This is a genomic window from Pseudomonadota bacterium (assembly GCA_041395565.1).
Classification (GTDB): Bacteria; Pseudomonadota; Gammaproteobacteria; order UBA9214; family UBA9214; genus UBA9214.
In genome coordinates, this window is sequence record JAWLAI010000003.1 from 480,317 (window position 1) to 501,910 (window position 21,594).

The 21,594-nt window shown below is 63.5% G+C and carries 18 protein-coding genes; 12 read left to right on the forward strand and 6 right to left on the reverse strand.

The window, feature by feature from the left end; genetic code table 11:
• Positions 1-84 precede the first annotated feature (84 nt).
• The 6 genes from R3F42_05430 to prsR all read left to right on the forward strand — a co-directional run bounded on the left by R3F42_05430 (position 85) and on the right by prsR (position 10,427).
• Positions 85-1,815, forward strand: coding sequence for an MraY family glycosyltransferase (locus R3F42_05430; protein MEZ5541468.1), 1,731 nt, complete (start codon positions 85-87; stop codon positions 1,813-1,815).
• Between the two features lie 20 nt (positions 1,816-1,835).
• Positions 1,836-2,930 (forward strand): GDP-mannose 4,6-dehydratase, encoded by a 1,095-nt coding sequence (gmd, locus tag R3F42_05435; protein ID MEZ5541469.1) that lies wholly within the window; start codon positions 1,836-1,838, stop codon positions 2,928-2,930.
• A 125-nt stretch (positions 2,931-3,055) separates the two neighbouring features.
• Positions 3,056-3,991, forward strand: coding sequence for a GDP-L-fucose synthase (locus R3F42_05440; protein MEZ5541470.1), 936 nt, complete (start codon positions 3,056-3,058; stop codon positions 3,989-3,991).
• A gap of 225 nt (positions 3,992-4,216) precedes the next feature.
• Positions 4,217-6,757: a tetratricopeptide repeat protein gene (locus tag R3F42_05445; GenBank protein ID MEZ5541471.1), complete on the forward strand. Its 2,541-nt coding sequence runs from the start codon at positions 4,217-4,219 to the stop codon at positions 6,755-6,757.
• A gap of 206 nt (positions 6,758-6,963) precedes the next feature.
• The gene (gene prsK, locus R3F42_05450) at positions 6,964-9,024 is read left to right on the forward strand and encodes a PEP-CTERM system histidine kinase PrsK (protein ID MEZ5541472.1); all 2,061 of its coding nucleotides are present in this window, start codon (positions 6,964-6,966) and stop codon (positions 9,022-9,024) included.
• Between the two features lie 41 nt (positions 9,025-9,065).
• Positions 9,066-10,427 (forward strand): PEP-CTERM-box response regulator transcription factor, encoded by a 1,362-nt coding sequence (gene prsR / locus R3F42_05455; protein ID MEZ5541473.1) that lies wholly within the window; start codon positions 9,066-9,068, stop codon positions 10,425-10,427.
• A gap of 245 nt (positions 10,428-10,672) precedes the next feature.
• Here prsR and R3F42_05460 read toward each other — a convergent pair whose 3' ends face one another.
• Together R3F42_05460 and cutA are read right to left on the reverse strand one after the other, a co-directional pair.
• Positions 10,673-13,000 carry a protein-disulfide reductase DsbD gene (locus R3F42_05460; protein MEZ5541474.1) on the reverse strand — a complete coding sequence of 776 codons (2,328 nt, stop codon included), beginning with the start codon at positions 12,998-13,000 and terminating at the stop codon, positions 10,673-10,675.
• A complete protein-coding gene (gene cutA, locus R3F42_05465) occupies positions 12,970-13,302 on the reverse strand; it encodes a divalent-cation tolerance protein CutA (protein MEZ5541475.1) in 333 nt (110 codons plus the stop codon). The genes R3F42_05460 and cutA overlap by 31 nt, the downstream gene beginning before the upstream one ends.
• A gap of 200 nt (positions 13,303-13,502) precedes the next feature.
• On the opposite strand from cutA, the gene R3F42_05470 reads away from it, so the two are divergent.
• The 6 genes from R3F42_05470 to ggt all read left to right on the forward strand — a co-directional run bounded on the left by R3F42_05470 (position 13,503) and on the right by ggt (position 18,966).
• Positions 13,503-13,964: an FxsA family protein gene (locus R3F42_05470; protein MEZ5541476.1), complete on the forward strand. Its 462-nt coding sequence runs from the start codon at positions 13,503-13,505 to the stop codon at positions 13,962-13,964.
• A 219-nt stretch (positions 13,965-14,183) separates the two neighbouring features.
• A complete protein-coding gene (locus R3F42_05475) occupies positions 14,184-14,474 on the forward strand; it encodes a co-chaperone GroES (GenBank protein MEZ5541477.1) in 291 nt (96 codons plus the stop codon).
• 54 nt (positions 14,475-14,528) lie between these two features.
• Positions 14,529-16,178, forward strand: a complete 1,650-nt coding sequence (gene groL, locus R3F42_05480; GenBank protein ID MEZ5541478.1) for a chaperonin GroEL — start codon at positions 14,529-14,531, stop codon at positions 16,176-16,178.
• Between the two features lie 295 nt (positions 16,179-16,473).
• Positions 16,474-16,950, forward strand: coding sequence for a pantetheine-phosphate adenylyltransferase (gene coaD, locus R3F42_05485; GenBank protein ID MEZ5541479.1), 477 nt, complete (start codon positions 16,474-16,476; stop codon positions 16,948-16,950).
• A 49-nt stretch (positions 16,951-16,999) separates the two neighbouring features.
• Positions 17,000-17,260, forward strand: coding sequence for a YfhL family 4Fe-4S dicluster ferredoxin (locus R3F42_05490; GenBank protein MEZ5541480.1), 261 nt, complete (start codon positions 17,000-17,002; stop codon positions 17,258-17,260).
• Between the two features lie 59 nt (positions 17,261-17,319).
• On the forward strand, positions 17,320-18,966 hold the full coding sequence (ggt, locus tag R3F42_05495; protein ID MEZ5541481.1) for a gamma-glutamyltransferase: 1,647 nt from the start codon (positions 17,320-17,322) through the stop codon (positions 18,964-18,966).
• 66 nt (positions 18,967-19,032) lie between these two features.
• Here the strand turns inward: ggt and R3F42_05500 are convergent, their stop codons facing one another.
• The 4 genes from R3F42_05500 to R3F42_05515 form a co-directional block, all read right to left on the reverse strand.
• A complete protein-coding gene (locus tag R3F42_05500) occupies positions 19,033-19,863 on the reverse strand; it encodes a class I SAM-dependent methyltransferase (GenBank protein MEZ5541482.1) in 831 nt (276 codons plus the stop codon).
• Positions 19,864-19,889: 26 nt separating this feature from the next.
• Positions 19,890-20,375 (reverse strand): hypothetical protein, encoded by a 486-nt coding sequence (locus tag R3F42_05505; GenBank protein MEZ5541483.1) that lies wholly within the window; start codon positions 20,373-20,375, stop codon positions 19,890-19,892.
• Positions 20,376-20,505: 130 nt separating this feature from the next.
• Positions 20,506-20,706: a hypothetical protein gene (locus R3F42_05510; GenBank protein MEZ5541484.1), complete on the reverse strand. Its 201-nt coding sequence runs from the start codon at positions 20,704-20,706 to the stop codon at positions 20,506-20,508.
• Between the two features lie 11 nt (positions 20,707-20,717).
• Positions 20,718-21,572, reverse strand: coding sequence for a hypothetical protein (locus R3F42_05515; GenBank protein ID MEZ5541485.1), 855 nt, complete (start codon positions 21,570-21,572; stop codon positions 20,718-20,720).
• Between the last annotated feature and the right edge of the window lie 22 nt (positions 21,573-21,594).

The window sequence follows — 21,594 nt, forward strand, 5'->3', positions numbered from 1 at the left end:
TTGGCTCGGACAATCTGTAACAGGGGAAGCAGGCAGGATCGCTGCGTGTCATGGGTAGGACAGCCAAGCTGAAGCCGAATCACGATGCTGTTTGAAACTGCAAGCCACCCGGTGGTCGATTTCTACGGCGATATCACGGCGCTGGCCGAATCCGCCGTGCTGGTCAATCCGATCACCCTGATTCTGCCCATGATCGCGGCGCTGGTCATCAGCATGGTCGTGATACCGGTCATGGTGCGCCTGGCGCCCAGGCTGGGGCTGATCGACGAGCCGGACCCGCGCAAGGTGCACGTGCAGCCGGTACCCAGGGTCGGCGGTTTCGGCATCTTCCTGGGATCGATCCTGCCCGTCGTGCTGTTGCTCCCGATCGACCAGACGCTGGCTGCCTACATCACCGGTTCCATCATCCTGTTCATGTTCGGGGTGATGGATGACAGCCTGGAGCTCGGACATTACGTCAAGTTCATCGGGCAGTTTCTGGCGGTGATCATCGTGGTGTATTGGGGCGATGCCTACGTCACCCGGCTGCCCTTCCTGCAGAATGAACTGCTCGGTGAAACCGCGGGCAGGCTGTTCACCGTCTTCGCGATGGTCGGCATGATCAATGCGATCAACCACTCTGACGGTCTGGATGGTCTTGCCGGTGGCGAGGCGCTGCTCAGCCTCTGCTGCATCGCCTGGCTGTCCTACCTTGCGGATGGCGCCTCCGTTGCGCTGATTGCCCTGGCGCTGGTCGGTGGCGTGCTCGGCTTCATGCGCTACAACACCTATCCGGCGATCATCTTCATGGGCGACAGCGGGAGCCAGTACCTGGGTTTCACACTGGGATTTCTGGCCGTGCTGCTGACCCAGCAGGTCAACCCGGCACTGAGCCCGGCCTTGCCGGCACTGATACTCGGCCTGCCGATCGCCGACATCATCGCCGTGTTCGCCCAGCGTATCTACCAGAAGATGAACTGGTTCCGGGCGACCAGGAACCACATACACCACCGCCTGCTGGATCTCGGCTTTTACCACTACGAGTCCGTGGTCATCATTTATTCCATCCAGACGCTGCTGGTTGTCTGTGCCGTGCTGCTGCCGTACGAGGCCGATAGCGTGGTGCTCGGCTTGTATCTGGGCATTGTGGCAATGATTTTTGTGTTGCTGGTGCTGGCGGAGCGCGGTGGCTGGCGTGTCCACAGGATGGCGGGGGGGCTGGCGGCCACTGAACCGCTGCAGTCCGGCTGGCTGGGTTCGCTGCCTGCCAGGGTATCCTACTGGACACTCGTGCTCGGCCTGTCGCTGTTCCTGGTATCCGGTGCGCTGATCGCGACAGAGATTCCGCCCGATTTCACCCTGCTGGCCATGGTCATGACCGGCTTGATGCTGGTGCGGCTGAGTGTCGCCAGCATGGCGAGGTTTTTGCCGTTGCGCGCAATCTGCTATATGGCGATCGCCTTCGTCGTCTACCTGGTCAATACGTACCAGCCGCCATACCTGTCGGGCGCGGATCCCGTCACCTATATCTTCTTCGGTCTCATGGTGGCGGCGATCGCATTCTCGATACGCTTCGTGGAACGGGGGAGCTTCAGGCTCACGCCGACGGATTTCCTGGTCATCATCGCGATCGCCTCGCTCGCGATCCTGTCCGGTCGGGGTATCGTCGACAGTGCCATCACCGCCATCACACTGAAGTCCATTATCCTGTTCTATGGCTGTGAACTGGTACTGAACAGGATCCGCTACCGCTGGAATGTCTTCACCATCTCCGCCCTGCTGGCGTTGGTCGTGATCAGCCTGCGTGGCATGGGTTTGCTGTCTCTACACATCTAATGGCTGTCAACGGGCATCTTATGAACAAGTCAAAAGTAGCGCTGATCACCGGCATCACCGGACAAGACGGCTCCTATCTGGCGGAATTCCTCCTGGAAAAAGGGTATTTGGTACACGGCATCAAGCGCCGGGCGTCGTCGTTCAATACCGATCGCATCGATCATCTCTACCGTGATCTGCACGAGAAGAATGTCCGGTTCGTCCTGCACTACGGGGACCTGACCGATTCGACCAACCTGATCCGGATCATCCAGGAGGTGCAGCCGGACGAGATCTACAATCTGGCGGCACAGAGTCACGTCGCGGTTTCGTTCGAGACGCCGGAATACACGGCCAATGCGGATGCACTCGGAACCCTGCGTCTGCTCGAGGCGATCAGGATACTCGGGCTCGAGCGCAAGACGCGCTTCTACCAGGCATCCACCAGCGAGCTGTTCGGCAAGGTGCAGGAGATTCCGCAGAAGGAAACCACTCCCTTCTATCCGCGCAGTCCGTATGCCGTGGCCAAGCTGTATTCCTACTGGATCTGCGTGAACTACCGCGAGGCCTACGGCATCTATGCCTGCAACGGCATCCTCTTCAACCACGAGTCGCCGGTACGCGGCGAGACCTTCGTCACGCGCAAGATCACACGCGCGATCGCACGCATCAAGCTCGGCCTGCAGGACAAGCTCTTCCTGGGTAATCTGGATTCGTTGCGCGACTGGGGGCATGCCAAGGATTACGTCAGGATGCAGTGGCTGATGCTGCAACAGGACGAGCCGGACGATTACTGCATATCGACCGGGGTGCAATATTCGGTGCGTGACTTCGTCAACGCGGCGTGCCGGGAGGTCGGCATCGAGCTGCGCTGGGAAGGGCGTGGTGTGGAGGAGCAGGGAATCGATGTGCACAGCGGCCGGGTGCTGGTCGAGGTCGACCCGCGCTACTTCCGCCCGACCGAGGTCGAGACGCTGCTGGGCGATTCCACCAAGGCGCGCGAGCGCTTGGGCTGGGTGCCGGAGATCACCCTGGACGAGATGGTTGCCGAGATGGTGCGCGAGGATCTGAAGATCGCCGAGCGGGATGAGTTGTGCAAGCGGGAAGGTTTCCAGACCTTCGATTATCATGAATGACATCCGTACCTGCGCGCAGGGTGCGGCGGGATGTGCATGGACGCGCGCGCGGTCCGCGCGTCTCCAGGACACTGACCTCCGGCCTGCTGCGCGCGGATATTGAGCTGTCGGCTACCGGGTGAGCTATGGAGAAGAACGCAAAGATCTATGTCGCCGGGCATCGCGGGCTGGTGGGATCCGCCATCGTGCGCTGTCTGCGCAGCCACGGCTACGATAACCTGGTAGTGCGAACCAGCAGGGAACTGGACCTGCGCGAACAGGCGGCGGTGCGCGAATTCTTTGCCGCCGAAAGGCCGGACTACGTGGTTCTTGCCGCGGCAAAGGTCGGCGGCATCCTGGCCAATGACACTTACCCCGCGGATTTCATCTACCAGAATCTCATGATCGAGGCGAATGTCATCGAGGCGTCCCGGGTCAACGGTGTGCGCAAGCTGCTCTGTCTGGGCAGCACCTGCATCTACCCGCGTATGGCGCCGCAGCCCCTGAAGGAGGAGTACCTGCTGACCGGGCCGCTCGAGACGACCAACGAGTGGTATGCCGTCGCCAAGATCGCCGGCATCAAGCTGTGCCAGGCCTACCAGCGTCAGTATGGATGCAGTTTTATCTCGGCCATGCCGACCAATCTGTACGGCCCGGAGGACAACTTCAACCTCGAGACGTCCCACGTCATGCCGGCGCTGATCCGGAAATTCCACGAGGCCAGGGTCGGCAACATGCCTGCGGTGACGGTCTGGGGCAGCGGCAGGCCCAGGCGCGAGTTCCTGCATGTCGACGATTGCGCGGATGCCTGTCTGTTCCTCATGCAGCATTATGACGGCGAGGAGATCGTCAATATCGGCGTCGGTTCCGACCTGTCCATCGCCGAACTGGCGGACCTGCTGCGGCGGGTGGTCGGGTATCCGGGCGAGATCCATTACGACACCGACAAGCCTGACGGGACGCCGCGCAAGCTCGTGGACGTCAGCCGTCTCAACGCGCTTGGCTGGCACGCGCGCATTCCGCTGGCCGCAGGCGTCGCCTCCACGTATCAGTGGTTTCTGGATCACGTCGCCGGGCACTGAAGCGCAGCGCCGCCGCCGTGCCCGTACGCAGACCCGCACTGGGCGGCGGCTGCGGGAAATACTGCTTTCAAGTGTCGGCAAGATTGGTAGGATACGGAATCCTACAAATTTGCCGGCTGGTTTGACTATCCGTCTGACGGTAGACTTGAATATAATCAAAAATAATCAACGAGTTGAAAACTGTCCGCTGATGTGACAGCCCCCGGCCGGCGCCGGGCGCGCAGAATGATCGGCATCCCGAAACGCATTCCCATGGAGGCACGCATGTTATTCCTGAACAAGCGCAACGGACTGGTTGCGATGCTGTTGGTCGCGGCAGTCCTCGCCGGCTGTGGCGGCGCCGAAGAACGCAAGGCGAAGTACCTCGAGCGCGGCAAGGTCTATTTCGAGCAGCAGAACTACGACAAGGCCGGCGTGGAATTCAAGAATGTCCTGCAGATCGATCCGAAGACCGCAGCGCCCTACTACTACCTGGGACGCATGGCCGAACAGGAGCAGGAGTGGCGCAAGGCTTATGAGTACTACAGCAAGGCCGTCAATCTCGGCCCCGAATTGCTCGATGCGCGCATTCGTCTCGGCCGCTTTTACCTGCTGGCTGGCGAACTGGATGAGGCCGGGGCGCAGGCTGACGAGGTCATCGCGCAGGACGCGGGCAACACGGACGCCTTGACGCTGCGCGCCTCCATCCTCTACCGGCACGACCAGGTTGAGGAGGCTGTGGCGTTATTGCAGCAGATTCTGGCCCGGGCCCCGGGCGACGAGGGTGCGGCCGGGCTGCTATCCGGTATCTACGACAGGCAGGGCAAGGAAGACGAGGCCACCGGCATCCTGGAAACCGCGGTCGGGAGCAACCCGTCCAGCGTCGTGCTGCGCATGAATCTGATCAAGGTCTATATCAAGCGGGAAGAGAATGACAAGGCGGAGGCGTTGATGCTGGCCCTCGCAAAAGAACATCCCGGCGAATTACAGTACATAGTGAACCTCGCGTCCTTCTATACCAAGAACAACCAGAACGACAAAGCGGAGGCCATCCTGCGCAAGGCGATCGCGGACAAGCCGGAGGATCCGCAGAACTACCTGCTGCTGGTCGACTTCCTCAAGAACACCCAGGGCCAGGACCGGGCCATCACGGAGCTCGAGTCACTGGTCAAGTCGAAACCCGACATGGCGCAACTGCAGTTCGCCCTGGCTGGGTTGTATGCGGCTGCCGGCCGCACCGAAGAGACGGAAGCGGTCTACCGGGCACTGATCGACAAGTACGGGACCGAGCCGCAGGGGCTCAAGGCGCGCTTGGCACTGGCGGTATTACGGGTGCAGGCGGGCAGGAACGACGAGGCCAGGACCCTGCTCGAACAGGTACTCACCGAGAATCCGCAGGACAGCGGGGCGCTCATGCTGAAAGGCCGCATGCAGCTGCAGGACGAGCAGTACGCCGACGCGATCGTCACCTTCCGTTCCGTACTGAAGGATCAGCCCGATTCCGTGGACGCGCTGACCTTGCTGGCCACGGCCCACAAGGCCAATGGCGAGGACGGGCTGGCGCTGGAAAACCTGTCCCGTGCCGTCGAAGTTCACCCCCAGAACGTCGATGCCTGGCTGCGACTGGCCAAGTTCGTGGCCGACAGCGGCGACCTGGAACGGGCGCTGGAGCATATCAACACCGCGTTGAAGGTGCAGCCCGACAATACCATGGCCCTGAAAGGCAAGGCCGAGCTGCTGGCGCGGCTCGGGCGTATCGGGGAGGTGGAAGAGACCCTCACCAAGCTGGAGCAGGCCTCGCCGGAGAGCGGTCTGGGCGCCATCGGTAAAGCGCGCCTGTACAAGCAGCAGAAGAAATACCCGGAGGCCCTGGCAGCCTACGAGGACGCCCTGGCGCGCGAGCCCGATTCCGTGCTGGCGCTGACGGAGCTGGTCAGTACCGAGATCGAGACCGGCAAGGTCGAGGAGGCGGTCCAGCGACTCCAGGCCATCCTGGCCGCGAAACCCGACCATCCTGTGGTGCACTACCTGCTGGGAAACGCCTATCTCGCACAACGGGATTTTACCGCCGCGGAAAAGGAATTCGGCCTGCAGCTTGAGCAGAACCGCGCCAGCGCCATGGTGTATCGTCAGATCGCGGCCGCCCGTCTGGGCCGGGGTGATCGGGCCGGCGCGATCTCGGTCCTGCGCGAGGGATTGCGGGAAGTGCCCGCTGACGTTGGCCTGCTGCTGAACCTCGTCTCCGTCTACTCCGAGAGCGGGGATCTCGACGCGGCTGCAAATGTCTACAAGGAGGGCATCAGTGCGGCGCCGAAGGACATCCGCTTCCAGCTCGGTCTGGCCACGATCTATGAACGCCAAGGGAAATTCGAGGATGCGATTGCACTCTACGAGGAGATACTCCAGCAGGCCCCGGATAACCTGATCACGATAAACAACCTGGCGGTGCTGTTGTCCGAACGCAGGACGGACGAGGCGAGCAACCGGCGTGCGCTGGAACTGGCGCAGCGACTGGCGGAGAGCAAGCAGCCGACGCTGCTGGATACGCTGGGCTGGATCTATTACCGCGTGGGTAATTACGACAAGGCGGCCGAGGTGCTGGCCAGCGTGGTCGAACAGGCCCCCGACGTGGCCATTTTCCGTTACCACCTGGGTATGACCTACTACCGCCAGGGTGACCTGCGCGCGGCGCGTGAGATCCTCTCCAAGGCCGTTGGGCAAGACGAGCGCTATGACGGCGTAGAGGAGGCACGCCGGGTGTACGCGGAGATCCGCAACAAGACCTGACCCCCGCCGGTCCTGCGGCATTGCCGCAGGACCGGCATACCCGCCCGCCGCGCACGACCCGGCATCTGGCTTGTCCCGGTTCGCACCAAGTATGATTGTCACTAGAGCCTATCGCATATTCCCCCGTGGCCGCGGCTCGCGCGGGAGTGTGAGATAGGTGCCAGGCAACTCCAGTCCCTTTCGACAGGTGCAGCAGGTGTCAATGCGTGAATAATCTCGGCGTGATCAGCTATGGCAGCGGGGCGGTGCTGTTTCTGGTGCTGACCCTGGTGCTACTTACCGGGCAACAGGGCAGGTCGCACAAGAACGCCTTCAAGTTTGCCGCGGTCGCCACCACGGTCTGGCTGGGATTCACCGCCCTGGCCATACAGCAGCAGGCGGCATTCGTTTCCTACCTGGTCGAGCCCGTGCGCAGTTTCTCGCTGCTGTTGTTCCTCGGGCATATCCTGATGTCATCCGTCACCGATACCAGGCTCGCGCACCGGCGCTTCCGTAACATGACCGCGCTGGCTGCAGGCTACACCTTGCTGGTGCTCGGTATCGTGCTGTACCGCCTGTTCGCCTGGCCGGTCCCAACCAGTCTGCTGGGCTTCGACATACTCTACGCCTGCCTGCTGCTCATGGCTGTCGGCGGTCTCGTGCTGGTCGAGCAGATCATGCGCAATGCCCATGTGGAATCGCGCCGCGCTGTAAAGTATCTCTGCATCGGCCTGGGTCTCATTTTCATCTTCGATTTCTACCTGTATTCCACCGCGCTGATGTTCCAGGGCCTGGATCTCGCGGTCTGGGAGGTGCGCGGCTTCGTCAACGGCATGGCCGTGCCGGTGCTCGCGGTCGCCATCGCGCGCGATCCGCGGCTGTCGCTCGATATCTTCGTTTCGCGCCGCATGGTCTTTCACACCACGGCGCTGCTGGCCACGGGTATCTACCTGCTGGCGATGGGCGGTGGCGGCTACTATATCCGCAACCACGGCGGGGAGTGGGGGACGGTATTACAGATACTGTTCCTGTCGGGCGCCGGGCTCATTCTGCTGGTGCTGGTCTTCTCGGGGCGGGTGCGGGCCAGCATGCGGGTGCTGATCAACAAGCACTTCTTCCATTACAAGTACGATTACCGCGATGAATGGTTGCGCTTCATCCGGACCCTGTCATCGGGCCAGCCGGACGACCGGTTGCGGGAGCGCGCCATCCACTCGATCGCCGAGATCATCGAAAGCCCGGGCGGCGTGCTCTGGATGCGCCAGATGAACCGTTTCGAACCGGTGGCGAACTGGCAGATGAAGGTTTCCTCCGGCGATACGGTCGATGCCGATCATCCTCTGATCAAGTTCATGCTGGCGCGTGAGTGGCTCATCGACATCGACGAATTCGAACGCGATCCGGAACTGTATGCCGGGCTGGCCCTGCCCGGATGGCTGCAGTCGATGCCGGGCGCCTGGCTGGTCGTGCCGCTGATCGTGCATGACAGGATGCTCGGCTTCATCGTGCTGGCGCGCTCGCCCGCCCAGCATCACTTCAACTGGGAGGACTCCGATCTGGTCAAGACGGCCGGCCGCCAGGTCGCCGTGCACCTCGCCCAGCTCGAGGCGTCCCAGGCCCTGGCCGAGGCCAAGCAATTCGAGGCCTGCAACCGGCTGACCTCCTACGTCATGCATGATCTGAAGAACCTGATCGCCCAGCTCTCGCTGGTGGTTACCAATGCCGCCAAGCACAAGGGCAATCCCCTGTTCATGGAGGACGCCATCACCACGGTGAACAACTCGGTGCAGAAGATGAACCGCCTGCTGGAACATTTACGCAGCGACGCGATCCAGGCCCAGGAATCCGCTCTGGTCGAGGTCTGCGCCCTGCTGGGCGAGGTCGTGAAGACCATGTCCGCAAACCGCCCTGTCCCCAGCCTCGATTGCCAGGCCACCGGCATCCATATCATTGCCAACCAGGATCGTTGCGCGGCTATCATCGGACACCTCATCAGAAATGCCCAGGATGCGACCCCGGAAGACGGACAGGTCATCGTGCGGTTGTTCAAACGCGCCGATCGCGCCATCATAGAGGTGCAGGATACGGGAACCGGGATGGACGAAAGCTTCATCAAGGAACGTCTGTTCCGTCCCTTCGAGAGTACGAAGGGAAAGGCCGGGATGGGGATAGGCGTCTACGAGGCGCGCGACTACATCCACAAGATGGGGGGGGATCTCGAGGTGCTCAGCCGTGTCGGCGAGGGCTCCACGTTCAGGATTCGGCTGCCCATTAGCGAAGCTGGCTGAAATATCGTAAAGTGGTGTGATTACAAGACGATATATCCACGATGGACGCACCTGCCCGAAAACTGCTGGTAATCGAGGACGATCCGGGGCTGCAGACGCAGCTGCGCTGGTGTTTCGAGAATTTTGACGTGGTCATCGCCGGAGACCGCGACAGCGCGCTCACGGCGTTGCAGCAGCACCAGCCCCCGGTCATCACGCTCGACCTCGGTCTGCCGCCGGATGCGGAGGGCACCGCCGAGGGATTTGCCCTGCTCGGCGACATCCTGCTCAAGGCGCCGCATTCCAAGATCATCGTGGTGACGGGCAACAATGATCGTGAACACGCCACCCGTTCGGTGGCGATGGGTGCGTACGACTTCTTCTATAAGCCCATCGATGCTGACATGCTGGAGTTGATCGTCAACCGTGCCTACCGGGTCTTCGAGCTCGAGGAGGAGAACCGCCGCCTGAGTACCCGGCACGCCGAATCGCCGCTGGAAGGCGTGATCACGGGCAGCGACAGCATGCTGCAGGCCTGCCGCACCGTCGAGAAGGTCGCACCGACCGATACCACGGTGTTGATCCTCGGCGAATCCGGCACCGGCAAGGAACTCCTGGCGCGTTCCCTGCACGGCCTGAGCGCGCGGCACGAGAACCGCTTTGTCGCGATCAACTGCGCTGCAATCCCCGAAAATCTGCTGGAAAGCGAGTTGTTCGGTTACGAGAAAGGCGCCTTCACCGGCGCCGCCAAGCAGACGCCGGGCAAGATCGAGACGGCATCCGGCGGTACCCTGTTCCTCGACGAGATCGGCGACATGCCGCCGCCGCTGCAGGCCAAGCTGCTACGCTTCCTGCAGGAGCGCGTGATCGAACGGGTCGGCGGCCGCAAGGAGATACCGGTCGACGTGCGCGTCATCTGCGCAACGCACAAGGACCTGCACGAGCTGATTCGCGCCAACCAGTTTCGCGAAGACCTGTACTACCGGATCAGCGAGGTCACTATCTCCATACCCTCGCTGAAGGACCGCGAGGGGGATGCGCTGCTGCTGGCACGGGTGTTTCTCGAGCGCATCAGCAGGCAGCAGGGCAAGAAGGGCTACCGGTTCAGCCCCGACGCCATGGCCGCGATCGAGAACTACGGCTGGCCCGGTAATGTCCGGGAGCTGGAGAACCGGGTCAAGCGCGCTGTGATCATGGCTGAGAACAAGCAGATCACGGCGCAGGATCTGGAACTCGGCGGCGGCTCGCCGGACGAGCTGGCGACATTCAACCTGCGCGAGATCCGCGACCGCTGTGATCGCCAGGCGATCGTGCGTGCGCTCAATCACGTCGGCGGCAAGGTCTCGCAGGCGGCTGACCTGCTCGGCATCAGCCGGCCGACCATGTACGACCTGCTGCGCAAGTTCAACCTCAAGCCGAAATAAAACCGGTATTGCGCCAGGACGTGAAGGCGCCCGGAAATAACCAGTGCCATAGGGTGCAGCCGCGTAGCGGGTTCCACCGGCGGGATGAATCCACTGCGCCGGCGTAAGAGCCGTTTAGGACCAGGCCGGGAATGACGGAACCGCGTTGCGTTCCGACCTACATGTCTGGTGCGTGGCCCTGTGGCACCATTTATTTCCTCTGTGTTCTCTGTGGCGTTGCTTTTCCTTGCGTCCTGGCGCGTGACTTATTTGCCGAATGTCACCTCCAGGTGCTTGAGAAAAGCATCCGCATCCTTGAAGCCCACCAGTCGCGAGTTGCCGATTTCCTTGCCCGAGTCGTCGAAGAACATGATCGCTGGCGGTCCGAAGATGCCGAAGTGCTTGTACAGCGCCTTGTCCAGGTCGTCATTGGGAGTGACGTCGGCCTGCAGCAATACCGTGTCAGCCAGTGCGGCCTGAACCTCCGGGTTACTGAAGGTAAAATGCTCCATCTCCTTGCAGGACACACACCAGTCGGCATAGAAGTCGAGCATCACGGTCTTGCCCTGCGCTGCGGCCAGCGCGGCGTTGAGGCCGTCGATGCCCTTGATGTGCTGGAACGCCAGGCCTTTCTGCTCTTGTTGCGTGCTTACACCTGCGGCGCCAAAGCCGCCGATACCCGCGAGCGGCTGGAACACGTTGCGGTTGCCGGCGGCCAGTCCGATGATGATGGCCAGGCCCCAGGCCAGTAGCAGCAGGCCGAAACCTTTCCACAGCTTGCGCCAGCCGCTGGCGCCATCGGGCAGCCTGTCTATCGCGCCGGTGTAGATCGAGGACACCACCAGCAGTGCGCCCCAGAGCGCCATGGTCAGTGTCGCCGGGGCAACGCGCTCCAGCAGCCAGATGGCGAGACCCAGCAACAGCACACCGAATACGGCTTTGACCGTATCCATCCAGGCGCCGGCGCGTGGCAGCAGCTTGCCTGCCGAGGCGCCGATGAGCAGCAGCGGTGCGCCCATACCCATGCTCAGCGAGAACAGCGCCATGCCGCCGAGCACGGCATCGCCCGTGTCGGCTATATAGATGAGCGCACCGATTAGCGGTGCCGTGACGCAGGGCCCTACAATGAGTGCCGACAGGAAACCCATGATGGCGACACCGATGAGGTTGCCGCTCTCCTGGCTGTTGCTGATCTCCGTGAGCCTGCTCTGGATGGAGTTGGGCATCTGCAGTTCGTAGAAGCCGAACATCGACAGCGAGAGTGCGACGAAGATGAGCGCGAAGGCACTGATGATCCAGACGTTCTGGAACACCGCCTGGATGTTCTCGCCGGAGAGGCCGACGATCACGCCGACGATGGTATAGGTCAGCGCCATCGACAGTACGTACACCAGTGACAGCCCCAGTGCCTTGCGCGTCGTGATGGTCTTGCCCTGGCCGACGATGATGCCGGAAAGGATGGGGATCATGGGGAAAACGCAGGGCGTGAATGCCAGCAGCAGGCCGGCAGCGAAGAACGCGGCGATAGTGAACCAGGTGTCACCGCTCTTGAGCGCGCTGGCGATCCGGTCCTGTTCGCTGATCTGCGGGGACGTGGTTGCAGGCGCTTTTGTTGCCGGTTCCGAACCTTCACTATCATCCGTCGTCACGGCAGCGGCCACTGCGTCCGCGTCGACCGCGGCTAGCGCAACGGGCAGTTCCTTCTTGATCGGCGGATAGCACACCCCGGCCTCGGCACAGCCCTGATAGCCGATGGCCAGGGTGATGTCGGTGGCCTCCGGCCGGTCGCGCACGAGCGTCGCTGTGGCGACGATCTCGTGGTGGAAAACCTGCACGTCGCCGAAAAATTCGTCGTGTTTGGTTTCCCCGGCCGGGATGTCGACGCTGCCCAGTGTCACGCCGTCGCCTGCGGCCAGGGCGATGCTGAGCTTGTCGCGATACAGGTAGTAGCCGTCCGCAATGACCCAGTGCAGGCGCACGCGTTCGGGATTTTCCGCGTAGACGTCGATCTGGAAGGCCTGGTCGGGATCGAGAAAATCCTCTTCCCCCGGCAGCAGGCCCAGGCTGCTGCCCAGGGAATCCAGCGCGCCCGGGGCCGCTGTCGCGGCCGGCGGGGAGACGCCGGCCAGGGTCAGGGTGGCGGTCTGGGTGTGCGGCGGATAGCACACGCCGATGTCGGCGCAGCCCTGGGAGACGGCCTGGAGTTGGAATCGCGCCGGCGCGTCGGCCTTGCGCCTGATCGGTATGCTGGCGCTGACCGAGTCGCGGAAGATCGCGAGCTTGCCGAAGAACTCGTCTTCCTTGATGGTGCCTGCCGGCAGTTCCGGATCGCCGAGTTCGATCCCGGGGGTGTCGGTGCTGAACCGGATGCGGTCGCGGTATAGGTAATAACCGGGCGCTATCTTCCAGGTCACCCGCGCGCTGTCGCCTTCGAGCGCTGTGCTGATGGCGAAGGCCTGGTCCGGATCGAGCAGATCGTCGTCGCTGATGCCGGGATTGTCCACGGCGCGGGTCGCCAGGGGGGCGGCGAGCAGCAGCAGGACGATCAGCCAGCGATGCAGCGTTACGGTATTGCCACGTTGTCTTGAAGCCATTGCAGGTACTCCGCCTGTCCGGTCTGGATTGGGACCGAGATGATTTCGGGAAGTTCGTAGGGGTGCAGCGCCCGGATCCGCTCCTGGAGCCGGGGAAACGCGTCCGGCACTGTCTTGATCAGCAGCAGCGCCTCGGCATCGCGCTGCAGGCCGTCCTGCCAGCGGTACACCGAGACCAGACCGGGGATGATGTTGACACAGGCCGCCAGCCGCTCCTCCACCAGGATGCCGGCGATGCGGTCGGCATGGTCGGTATCGGGCACGGTACACAGTGCGATGCAGGCCTGATCTCGCGCTTCCATGGGGTCAGAGTCGTCAGTTTTGCTCTTTTCTATATACCTGCCGGCGGCCGTGCCCGCGGTTCGTGGCGCCGGCAGGCGGGAACGGCAGGCGACGCTGACACGGTCTCGGCCCATGGCCGCAAGCTGAACATACCGGAGCCTGCCGTGGGCAGGCAAGCCGGCGTGTATCGTCATGCAGCCGAATCCGGTATGTTGGGCCCATGCTGCCGCTGCCGTTCGTCTTCCTGCTGTTCCTGGCCGTCCCGCTGGTCGAGATCTGGCTGCTGATCAAGGTCGGCGGCGTCATCGGCGCGCTGCCCACCGTGGCACTGGTGGTCCTCACGGCCGTGATCGGGGCCGCGCTCGCCCGGGCGCAGGGCCTGGCGACCCTGCAGCGCCTGCAGGCGGCCCTGGGTCGGGGTGAGACACCGGCCATCGAGCTGCTCGAGGGGGTGTTGCTGCTGGTGGGCGCCCTGCTGTTGCTGACACCCGGCTTCTTTACCGATGCCCTCGGCTTTGCCTGCCTCGTACCCGCCGTACGCCGTGGGCTCGCGCTGTGGCTGCTGCGCCGCATCACCGTGGTCACGCCGGCGGGCCCGAACCCGGCACGCGACGGCAGCCACCAGCCGACGACCATCGAGGGCGAATTCCGTCGGGAGGAAAACGAGGATCGCGGCCGCTAGGGCGCATCCGGGGAATCTGCCGCGATCGGTTTCCGCGGCCGCAGCACAACCGCCGCGTGCCGGCAGGGTGATCGGCGCTGCCCCGCGCGGTGCTGCGAGACCTTGACTTCACCCGCTTCGCCCCTATTATTAGCACTCACTGGAGGCGAGTGCTAACAAGTATCCGCTCGCCCTACCGGACCATTGAATTCAGGTAATCCTTCAAAAGGAGAAGAGTTGATGAACATTCGTCCGTTGTACGACCGCGTCCTCGTGAAGCGCATGGAGGAAGAGACAACCTCGGCAGGTGGTATTGTCATCCCGGGATCAGCGGCAGAAAAGCCGATGCGTGGTGAAATTGTCGCTGCAGGAAAGGGAAAGCGACTTGAGAGTGGGGAGATTGTCCCTCTTGACGTCAAGGTCGGCGACACCGTCCTGTTCGGTAAGTACTCGGGTACCGAGGTCAAGGAACTCGGTGAGGGCATGCTGGTCATGCGCGAGGAAGACATCATGGGGGTGGTCGAGGCCTGAGGCCCCAGACCACGCTGCATAAAGTCAACTGATTGATTAAATAGAGGATTTGTCATGACGGCAAAAGATGTGAAATTCGGTGATGACGCTCGCGCACGCATCGTGGCGGGTGTGAACATTCTGGCCAACGCGGTCAAGGTTACCCTGGGTCCGAAGGGTCGTAACGTGGTGCTCGACAAGGCCTTTGGCGCGCCGACGGTAACCAAGGACGGCGTGTCCGTAGCCAAGGAGATCGAGCTTGAGGACAAGTTCGAGAACATGGGCGCCCAAATGGTCAAGGAGGTCGCCTCCCAGACCTCAGACGTCGCCGGTGACGGTACCACGACCGCGACCGTGCTGGCCCAGGCCATGGTGCGCGAGGGCATGAAGGCCGTCGCTGCCGGTATGAATCCGATGGACCTGAAGCGCGGCATCGACAAGGCGGTCACCGCCGTGGTCGACAAGCTGCAGACCCTGTCCGCCCCGTGTTCGGACAGCAAGTCCATCGCCCAGGTCGGTACGATTTCGGCGAACTCCGACGAGTCGGTCGGCAACATCATCGCCGAGGCCATGGAGAAGGTCGGCAAGGAAGGCGTGATCACGGTCGAGGAAGGCACCTCGCTGGAGAACGAGCTGGACGTGGTCGAGGGTATGCAGTTCGACCGTGGCTACCTGTCCCCGTACTTCGTCAACAACCAGCAGAACATGTCCGCCGAGCTGGAAGACCCCTACATCCTGATCCACGACAAGAAGATCTCCAACATCCGCGAGTTGCTGCCGGTGCTGGAAGGCGTGGCCAAGGCCGGCAAGCCGCTGCTGATCGTCGCCGAGGACGTGGAAGGCGAGGCGCTGGCGACGCTGGTGGTCAATACCATCCGCGGCATCGTCAAGGTCTGCGCCGTGAAGGCGCCGGGCTTCGGTGACCGTCGCAAGGCCATGCTGCAGGATCTGGCCGTGCTGACCGGCGGCCAGGTGATCTCCGAGGAGGTCGGGCTGGCGCTGGAGAAGGCCACGCTGGACGACATGGGTACCGCCAAGCGCATCGTGGTAACCAAGGAAAACACCACCGTGATCGACGGTGCCGGCCGCAAGCAGGACATCGAGGCCCGCGTGACGCAGATCCGCGCCCAGATGGAAGAATCCACCTCCGACTACGACAAGGAAAAGCTGCAGGAGCGCATGGCCAAGCTGGCCGGCGGCGTGGCGGTGATCAAGGTCGGCGCCGCGACCGAAGTCGAGATGAAGGAGAAGAAGGCGCGCGTGGAAGATGCACTGCATTCGACCCGTGCCGCCGTCGAGGAAGGCGTGGTGCCGGGCGGCGGTGTCGCCCTGATCCGGGCCAAGGCCGTGGTAGGCGAACTCAAGGGTGCCAACCACGACCAGGATGTCGGCATCCAGCTGGCCATGCGCGCGATGGAAGAACCGCTGCGCCAGATCTGCAAGAACGCCGGTGAGGAATCCTCGGTGGTCCTGAATGCCGTGGCCAGCAACAAGGGCAACTTCGGCTTCAATGCCGGTACCGGTGAATACGGTGACATGATCGAGATGGGTATTCTCGACCCCACCAAGGTCACGCGCTCCGCGCTGCAGAACGCGGCCTCCGTCGCCGGTCTGATCATCACCACCGAGGCCATGGTCGCCGAAGCGCCGAAGGAAGAGCATGCCCACGGTGCCCCGGACATGGGCGGCATGGGCGGCATGGGCGGCATGGGCGGCATGATGTAAGCCACGCTGCCGTTCGGCGTCAAACCGAGGCCCCGCTGGCAGCAGCGGGGCCTTTTTTTGTCCGAATAGCAGGTCGCGGCAGCACGGACTGCGCCGCGGCGCCGGGTTCCCCGCCGTGCGCGGATTCAGCAAGGGACGCCCGGGATGCATGCCCCGGGCGCGATTGGCGTTGCCAGGCAGCGCTGCGCAGCCCGTGGCGCATGCCTGTGCGCGGCCTGCACTGGTGGCGCGAACGCGCCGCGGTCACGGGATTTGCCATTTGTGTGGGGGCTCGCACATCAGCCATAATCCTGGCATGGAAACCGTCGTCTATCCCGGCACCTTCGATCCCATTACGAACGGGCATACCGACCTGGTGGAGCGCGCGGCGCGTCTGTTCGAGCGGGTGATCGTCGCGGTTGCGGTCAATCCGGGCAAGGGCACGGCATTCCCGGTCGAAACACGCGTTACGCTCGCCCGCGAGGTGCTCGGGCATATCGCCAATGTCGAGGTGTGCAGCTTCGACATCCTGCTCGCCGACTTCGTGCGCCAGCGCAAGGCCCGGGTCATCCTGCGCGGGCTGCGCGCGGTGTCCGATTTCGAATACGAATTCCAGCTCGCCAGTATGAACCGGCGCCTGGCGCCTGAGGTCGAGACCCTGTTCCTGACCCCGGCCGAGCAGTATGCCTATATCTCGTCCAGCCTGGTGCGCGAGATCTCCAGTCTCGGCGGTGATGTCACACCCTTTGTGCACCGCAACGTGGTGGCTGCATTGAGCGCGCGTATCTATTAGAATTTCAGCGCTTTCGGCTGATTTCCGGTGTATCCTGCAGGTTCCCCCTATGGCCTTGATGATTACAGACGAGTGCATCAACTGCGACGTGTGCGAACCGGAATGCCCCAACGATGCCATTTATCAGGGCGACGAGATCTATGAGATCGACCCGTTGCTGTGTACCGAGTGTGTCGGCCACTTCGACACCTCGCAGTGTGTCGAGGTCTGCCCGGTGGAATGCATCGTGGTGAACCCGGCGCACGAGGAAAGCCGTGCGGAGCTGACCCTGAAATACGAGTCGTTGATGGCCAAGAAGGAGGCCGGGTGAGATTCGGTCCGGTCTTTGCCGCGGTGCGACCCCTGTTCGGGGCGCTGCTGCTGTCACTGATCTGCGTCGCCTGCCTCGATCCCAACAGCCCCGGCAAACAACATGGTGCCGCCGTCGTCAGCGCGCACCCGCTGGCCACCCAGGCCGGTGTCGAGATTCTTGCGGCAGGTGGCAATGCCTTCGACGCCGCGGTTGCGGTGAGTGCCGCGCTGGCCGTGGTCGAGCCGTACAGTTCCGGACTCGGCGGCGGCGGCTTCTGGCTGCTGTACCGGGCGCGGGACAAGCGCCAGGTCATGATCGATGGCCGAGAGAAGGCGCCGCTGGCGGCGCGACGCGATATGTTCCTCGATCGCAAGGGCGACGTCATACCCGATGCCTCGGTCAACGGTCCGCTGGCGGCCGGCATCCCGGGCGCGCCCGCTGCGCTGGTGCACATGGCCCGCCTGTACGGGCGGCTCTCGCTCAAGCAGTCGCTGGAGCCCGCGATCCGGCTGGCGCGCGAGGGATTCGTCGTCGACGAGCAATACCGCAGGATGGCGCAATTCCGGCTCGAGGCCTTGCGCGGCAATGCCGAGGCGGCGCGCATGTTTCTGGTCGATGGTGCCGTGCCCGAGGTCGGGCAGCGCATCGTGCAGCTGGATCTGGCCAATACCCTGCATGCCATCGCGGAACGCGGCAACAACGGCTTCTACGCCGGCCGGATCGCCGAGCAGCTGGTGGATGGCGTCAATGCCGCCGGCGGCATCTGGTCGCTGGACGACCTCGCCACCTACAAGGTGGTGGAGCGCGAACCGCTGCAGGGCGAGTATCGCGGCATCACCGTGACCGCGGTGGCGCCGCCGTCATCGGGTGGTGTGGCGCTGCTCGAGATGCTGAATATTCTTTCCGGCTACGATCTTGCCGGCATGGCCGCTGCGGACCGCGTGCACGTCATCGTCGAGGCGATGCGGCGCGCCTACCGGGATCGCGCGGAATTCCTCGGTGATCCGGGCTTCGTGGAGGTGCCGGTCGAGCAGCTCACCAGCAAGGATCATGCAGTCAAGCTGGCGGCCGGCATCAACATGAACGCGGCCACGCCGAGCGCGTCACTGCCCGGCCCGGTGGCGGCACAGGGCGGCGACGACACCACGCATTTCTCGGTGCTGGACAATGACGGTAACCGCGTGGCAGGCACGCTCAGCATCAACTATCCGTTCGGCGCCTGCGCGATTCCGCCGGGCACCGGCGTGCTGCTGAACAACGAGATGGACGATTTTTCCATCAAGCCGGGCGTACCCAATCTGTACGGTCTGATCGGCGCCGAGGCCAATGCGATCGAGCCCGGCAAGCGTCCGCTCTCCAGCATGTCGCCGACCTTCGTCGAGAACGAGCAGGCAATCGGTATACTCGGGACGCCTGGCGGCAGCCGTATCATCACCATGGTGCTGCTCGGCATTCTGGATTTCGCGGACGGCAACATGCCGGCGTCCTGGGTGAGCCTGCCGCGCTTCCACCACCAGTACTTTCCCGATGTCGTGCAGTACGAACGCGGCGCCTTCGACGCGAAGATGCTGCAGACCCTGAAGGCTAAGGGTCACGCACTGGAAGAGCAGGCCGGGTGGGGCAATATGCAGGCGATCTACCTGGACAAGCGCATCAACCGGGTCCAGGCGGCCAGCGACCCGCGCGGGGGCGGCGCAGCCTGGGTCGAGAAGTCGGGCAGGTAGTCGCGGCCGGCTGGTGTTGTGGGAGCGGACCGCGTCCGCGAAACTGTTCCCGACGGAGCGTTCCCGCTAGTCGCGCCGCGCGATGATCTCCACCGGCGCGATGCGGCCGGCCGCGATGTTCTGGACCATGTTGGCGATCTTGAGTGCCGCGTCCCTGCCCATGGTGATATGCACGCCCAGGACGGGCGCGCCGCCGGCGGCCTGCAGGCGGCGCTGAGCCGCGGTGAAGAATTCCAGCGCAAACCCGCGCCGGTCACGAATATCCAGTACGCTAAAGCCGGCCTGCGCGAGTGCATCGAGGTAGGCCCGTGGCGGCGCCAGGGCGCTGGTCTCCGGGCTGCCGGACCAGGGCACTGGAAAGTCGATCGGTGCACTGCCGGTCTGCATCACGTCGTAGATGCCGAATGCCCCGCCGGGGCGGAGCACGCGGTGTGCCTCGCGACACAGGCGCCGCTTGTCCGCGATGTTCATGCCGACATGCAGCATGATGGCGGCATCGAAGACGCCGGCGTCGAACGGCAGTTCGAGCGCGCTGCCATGGTGGAGCTCGACGCGGGTGCCGAGACCGACCCAGTCGCACAGCACGCGTCCGGTCTCGACGAACTCGGGCGTGATATCGATCCCGCTGACACGGCAGCCACAGTGCGCGGCCAGCAGGCGCGCGGTGCCGCCGATACCGCAACCGATATCGAGCACGTGCTGCTCCGCGGACAATGCCAGCCGCTCGAGGAAATCCAGCGAAGCCGCGCGGCCGCCGATGTGAAACTCGTCGACGGGTGCAAGGTCCTCTATGCTGACCGCCGCGGGGGATATGCCGCTCGCTGCAAGCGCGCGCTGCAACTGTTCCAGCAGGCTGCCGTGCGTGTAGTGGCGCGCGACCGCGCTGGTATCGGTCATATGCGGCCTGGTTTACGGGTGACCGACTATTCGCGGAACAGGCCGAGAAACAGGTTCGCCATCAGGATGAACAGGCCCGCGATCAGGCCGCCGACCCCGACGTAGGTGAACAGCTCGGTGAGCAGGTGGTCGTGCGCGGGACCGCGGCCGATAGCCGGTGCCAGCCGGTACATGGTGAACCAGGCCAGCGGATAACAGCTGCCCAGGCCGACCAGCAGCGCGGCCATGGTTTTCAGCTTCTGCTTCAGGCTGGAGGCGGCGACCAGCAGGATCAGGCCGAGCGAGAAAGCAGCGATACCGGTGGCATGAAAGTGCGCGCGCTGGGCATAACGCCAGATCTTCTCCTTGCTCCAGTCGTCGTGGAGTTCCGGATGTGCGTCGACCTGAGCGGCAATGTAGTCCTTGAAGCTGTCTTCGTTGATACCGAATGCAACACCCAGGGCAATGCCGAACAGCAGGCCGGCCAGCACCAGCGCCAGGCCGAGTTTCACGTGGGTCAGTTCTGCCTGCATTTTCCTGCTCCGTCGCGGTTGGTCAGGCGGATTATAGGCAATCCGCCCGCACCAGCCTACCGTCCGGGCAGGACCGAACGTATAGGCCGCGGCATGACTGGAGTCCAGGCGGGCCGGTACAGCCGGCGGTTCAGTTGCCGTCGGTCCCGGGCATACGGCCGTAACGGGCGATGATTGCGCGCGCCGCATCGCCGTAGCGTCGGATCCACTGGGACAGCACCGCGTCGCTGATCTGGCCGCCGCGTGCGAGCTGGCGCTCCAGGCGTTCCAGGCCCGCGGACGAGAGTCGCTCGCTGCGGGAGATACCGGGGGTGCGGGTGGCTGCAGGCATGGGTGCGGGCGCTAGAGATACGGAATGAGCTTTTTCTCTATCCGTTTCGCGAGTTTCTTGTAGCCGTCCTCATTCGGATGAATCTCGTTGAGCCAGTCGCCGCTGTTGCCTACCGCACCGGGTTCGGCGCGTATGATGGTGTTGCGCGTGTCGATGACATGGAAATTGGGCAGGGTATGCGGCGGCCGGGTCAGCTCCAGTATGCCCTCCGCGAGCTGGTCGAACAGGTAATCGGTCAATACCGGCCAGTCGTGCTCCGGCACCTCGGCGCGCGACAGCGCCCGGTAGATCCAGGGGCCGGCGGTGGCGACGATGAAATGTGCCGGGGCATCGCGTGCGGTGGCGTAATCATAGGTATGGGCGAAGATCGGTATGCCGGCAATTGGCGCGGGCGCCGCATCCCGCACCGCCACCAGGGCGCGATAACCCTGCTGCACGTCGTCGATCAGCTTGTCGAGCTGTTGCTCGTCGCAGTAGTCGGCCGGCCCGTGAACGGTCGTGCCCTGGCGCTGGGTACGGTCGAGGATGATCTCGTCGGCGCGGTCGATGAGGTCGTTGCCGCCGCCGCTGAGCAGGATGGCATCCCAGGCGTAGCCGTGTTGCAGCGCCTGTTTGTAGACGTGATTGTGTGCCAGTGCCGACATGTGCACGATGGTATCGCCGGGCGAGGCGCAGTTGAGTATCAGGGTGTCCTTGTGGAAACGCAGCGACATCAGCAGGTTCGGCGCGAACAGGCCGCCGATGGTGAACCAGGAGTCACCCTCGGCAAGAATCAGGTTCTCATAGAAGAACGGGTCGGTCGCGGTGCCGTCCAGATCGAACAGGTCCCAGGTGGTGATGTAGGGTCTGAACTTGCCGCGTGCCATGTTTCATGCGCTCCGTTGCCGG

Coding starts and splice junctions, on each gene's coding strand:
- R3F42_05430 (MEZ5541468.1), top strand. CDS start 85: ATGCTGTTTGAAACTGCAAGCCACCCGGTGGTCGATTTCTACGGCGAT.
- gmd (MEZ5541469.1), top strand. CDS start 1,836: ATGAACAAGTCAAAAGTAGCGCTGATCACCGGCATCACCGGACAAGAC.
- R3F42_05440 (MEZ5541470.1), top strand. CDS start 3,056: ATGGAGAAGAACGCAAAGATCTATGTCGCCGGGCATCGCGGGCTGGTG.
- R3F42_05445 (MEZ5541471.1), top strand. CDS start 4,217: ATGATCGGCATCCCGAAACGCATTCCCATGGAGGCACGCATGTTATTC.
- prsR (MEZ5541473.1), top strand. CDS start 9,066: ATGGACGCACCTGCCCGAAAACTGCTGGTAATCGAGGACGATCCGGGG.
- R3F42_05460 (MEZ5541474.1), bottom strand. CDS start 13,000: ATGGCTTCAAGACAACGTGGCAATACCGTAACGCTGCATCGCTGGCTG.
- cutA (MEZ5541475.1), bottom strand. CDS start 13,302: ATGGAAGCGCGAGATCAGGCCTGCATCGCACTGTGTACCGTGCCCGAT.
- R3F42_05470 (MEZ5541476.1), top strand. CDS start 13,503: ATGCTGCCGCTGCCGTTCGTCTTCCTGCTGTTCCTGGCCGTCCCGCTG.
- R3F42_05475 (MEZ5541477.1), top strand. CDS start 14,184: ATGAACATTCGTCCGTTGTACGACCGCGTCCTCGTGAAGCGCATGGAG.
- groL (MEZ5541478.1), top strand. CDS start 14,529: ATGACGGCAAAAGATGTGAAATTCGGTGATGACGCTCGCGCACGCATC.
- coaD (MEZ5541479.1), top strand. CDS start 16,474: ATGGAAACCGTCGTCTATCCCGGCACCTTCGATCCCATTACGAACGGG.
- R3F42_05490 (MEZ5541480.1), top strand. CDS start 17,000: ATGGCCTTGATGATTACAGACGAGTGCATCAACTGCGACGTGTGCGAA.
- R3F42_05500 (MEZ5541482.1), bottom strand. CDS start 19,863: ATGACCGATACCAGCGCGGTCGCGCGCCACTACACGCACGGCAGCCTG.
- R3F42_05505 (MEZ5541483.1), bottom strand. CDS start 20,375: ATGCAGGCAGAACTGACCCACGTGAAACTCGGCCTGGCGCTGGTGCTG.
- R3F42_05510 (MEZ5541484.1), bottom strand. CDS start 20,706: ATGCCTGCAGCCACCCGCACCCCCGGTATCTCCCGCAGCGAGCGACTC.
- R3F42_05515 (MEZ5541485.1), bottom strand. CDS start 21,572: ATGGCACGCGGCAAGTTCAGACCCTACATCACCACCTGGGACCTGTTC.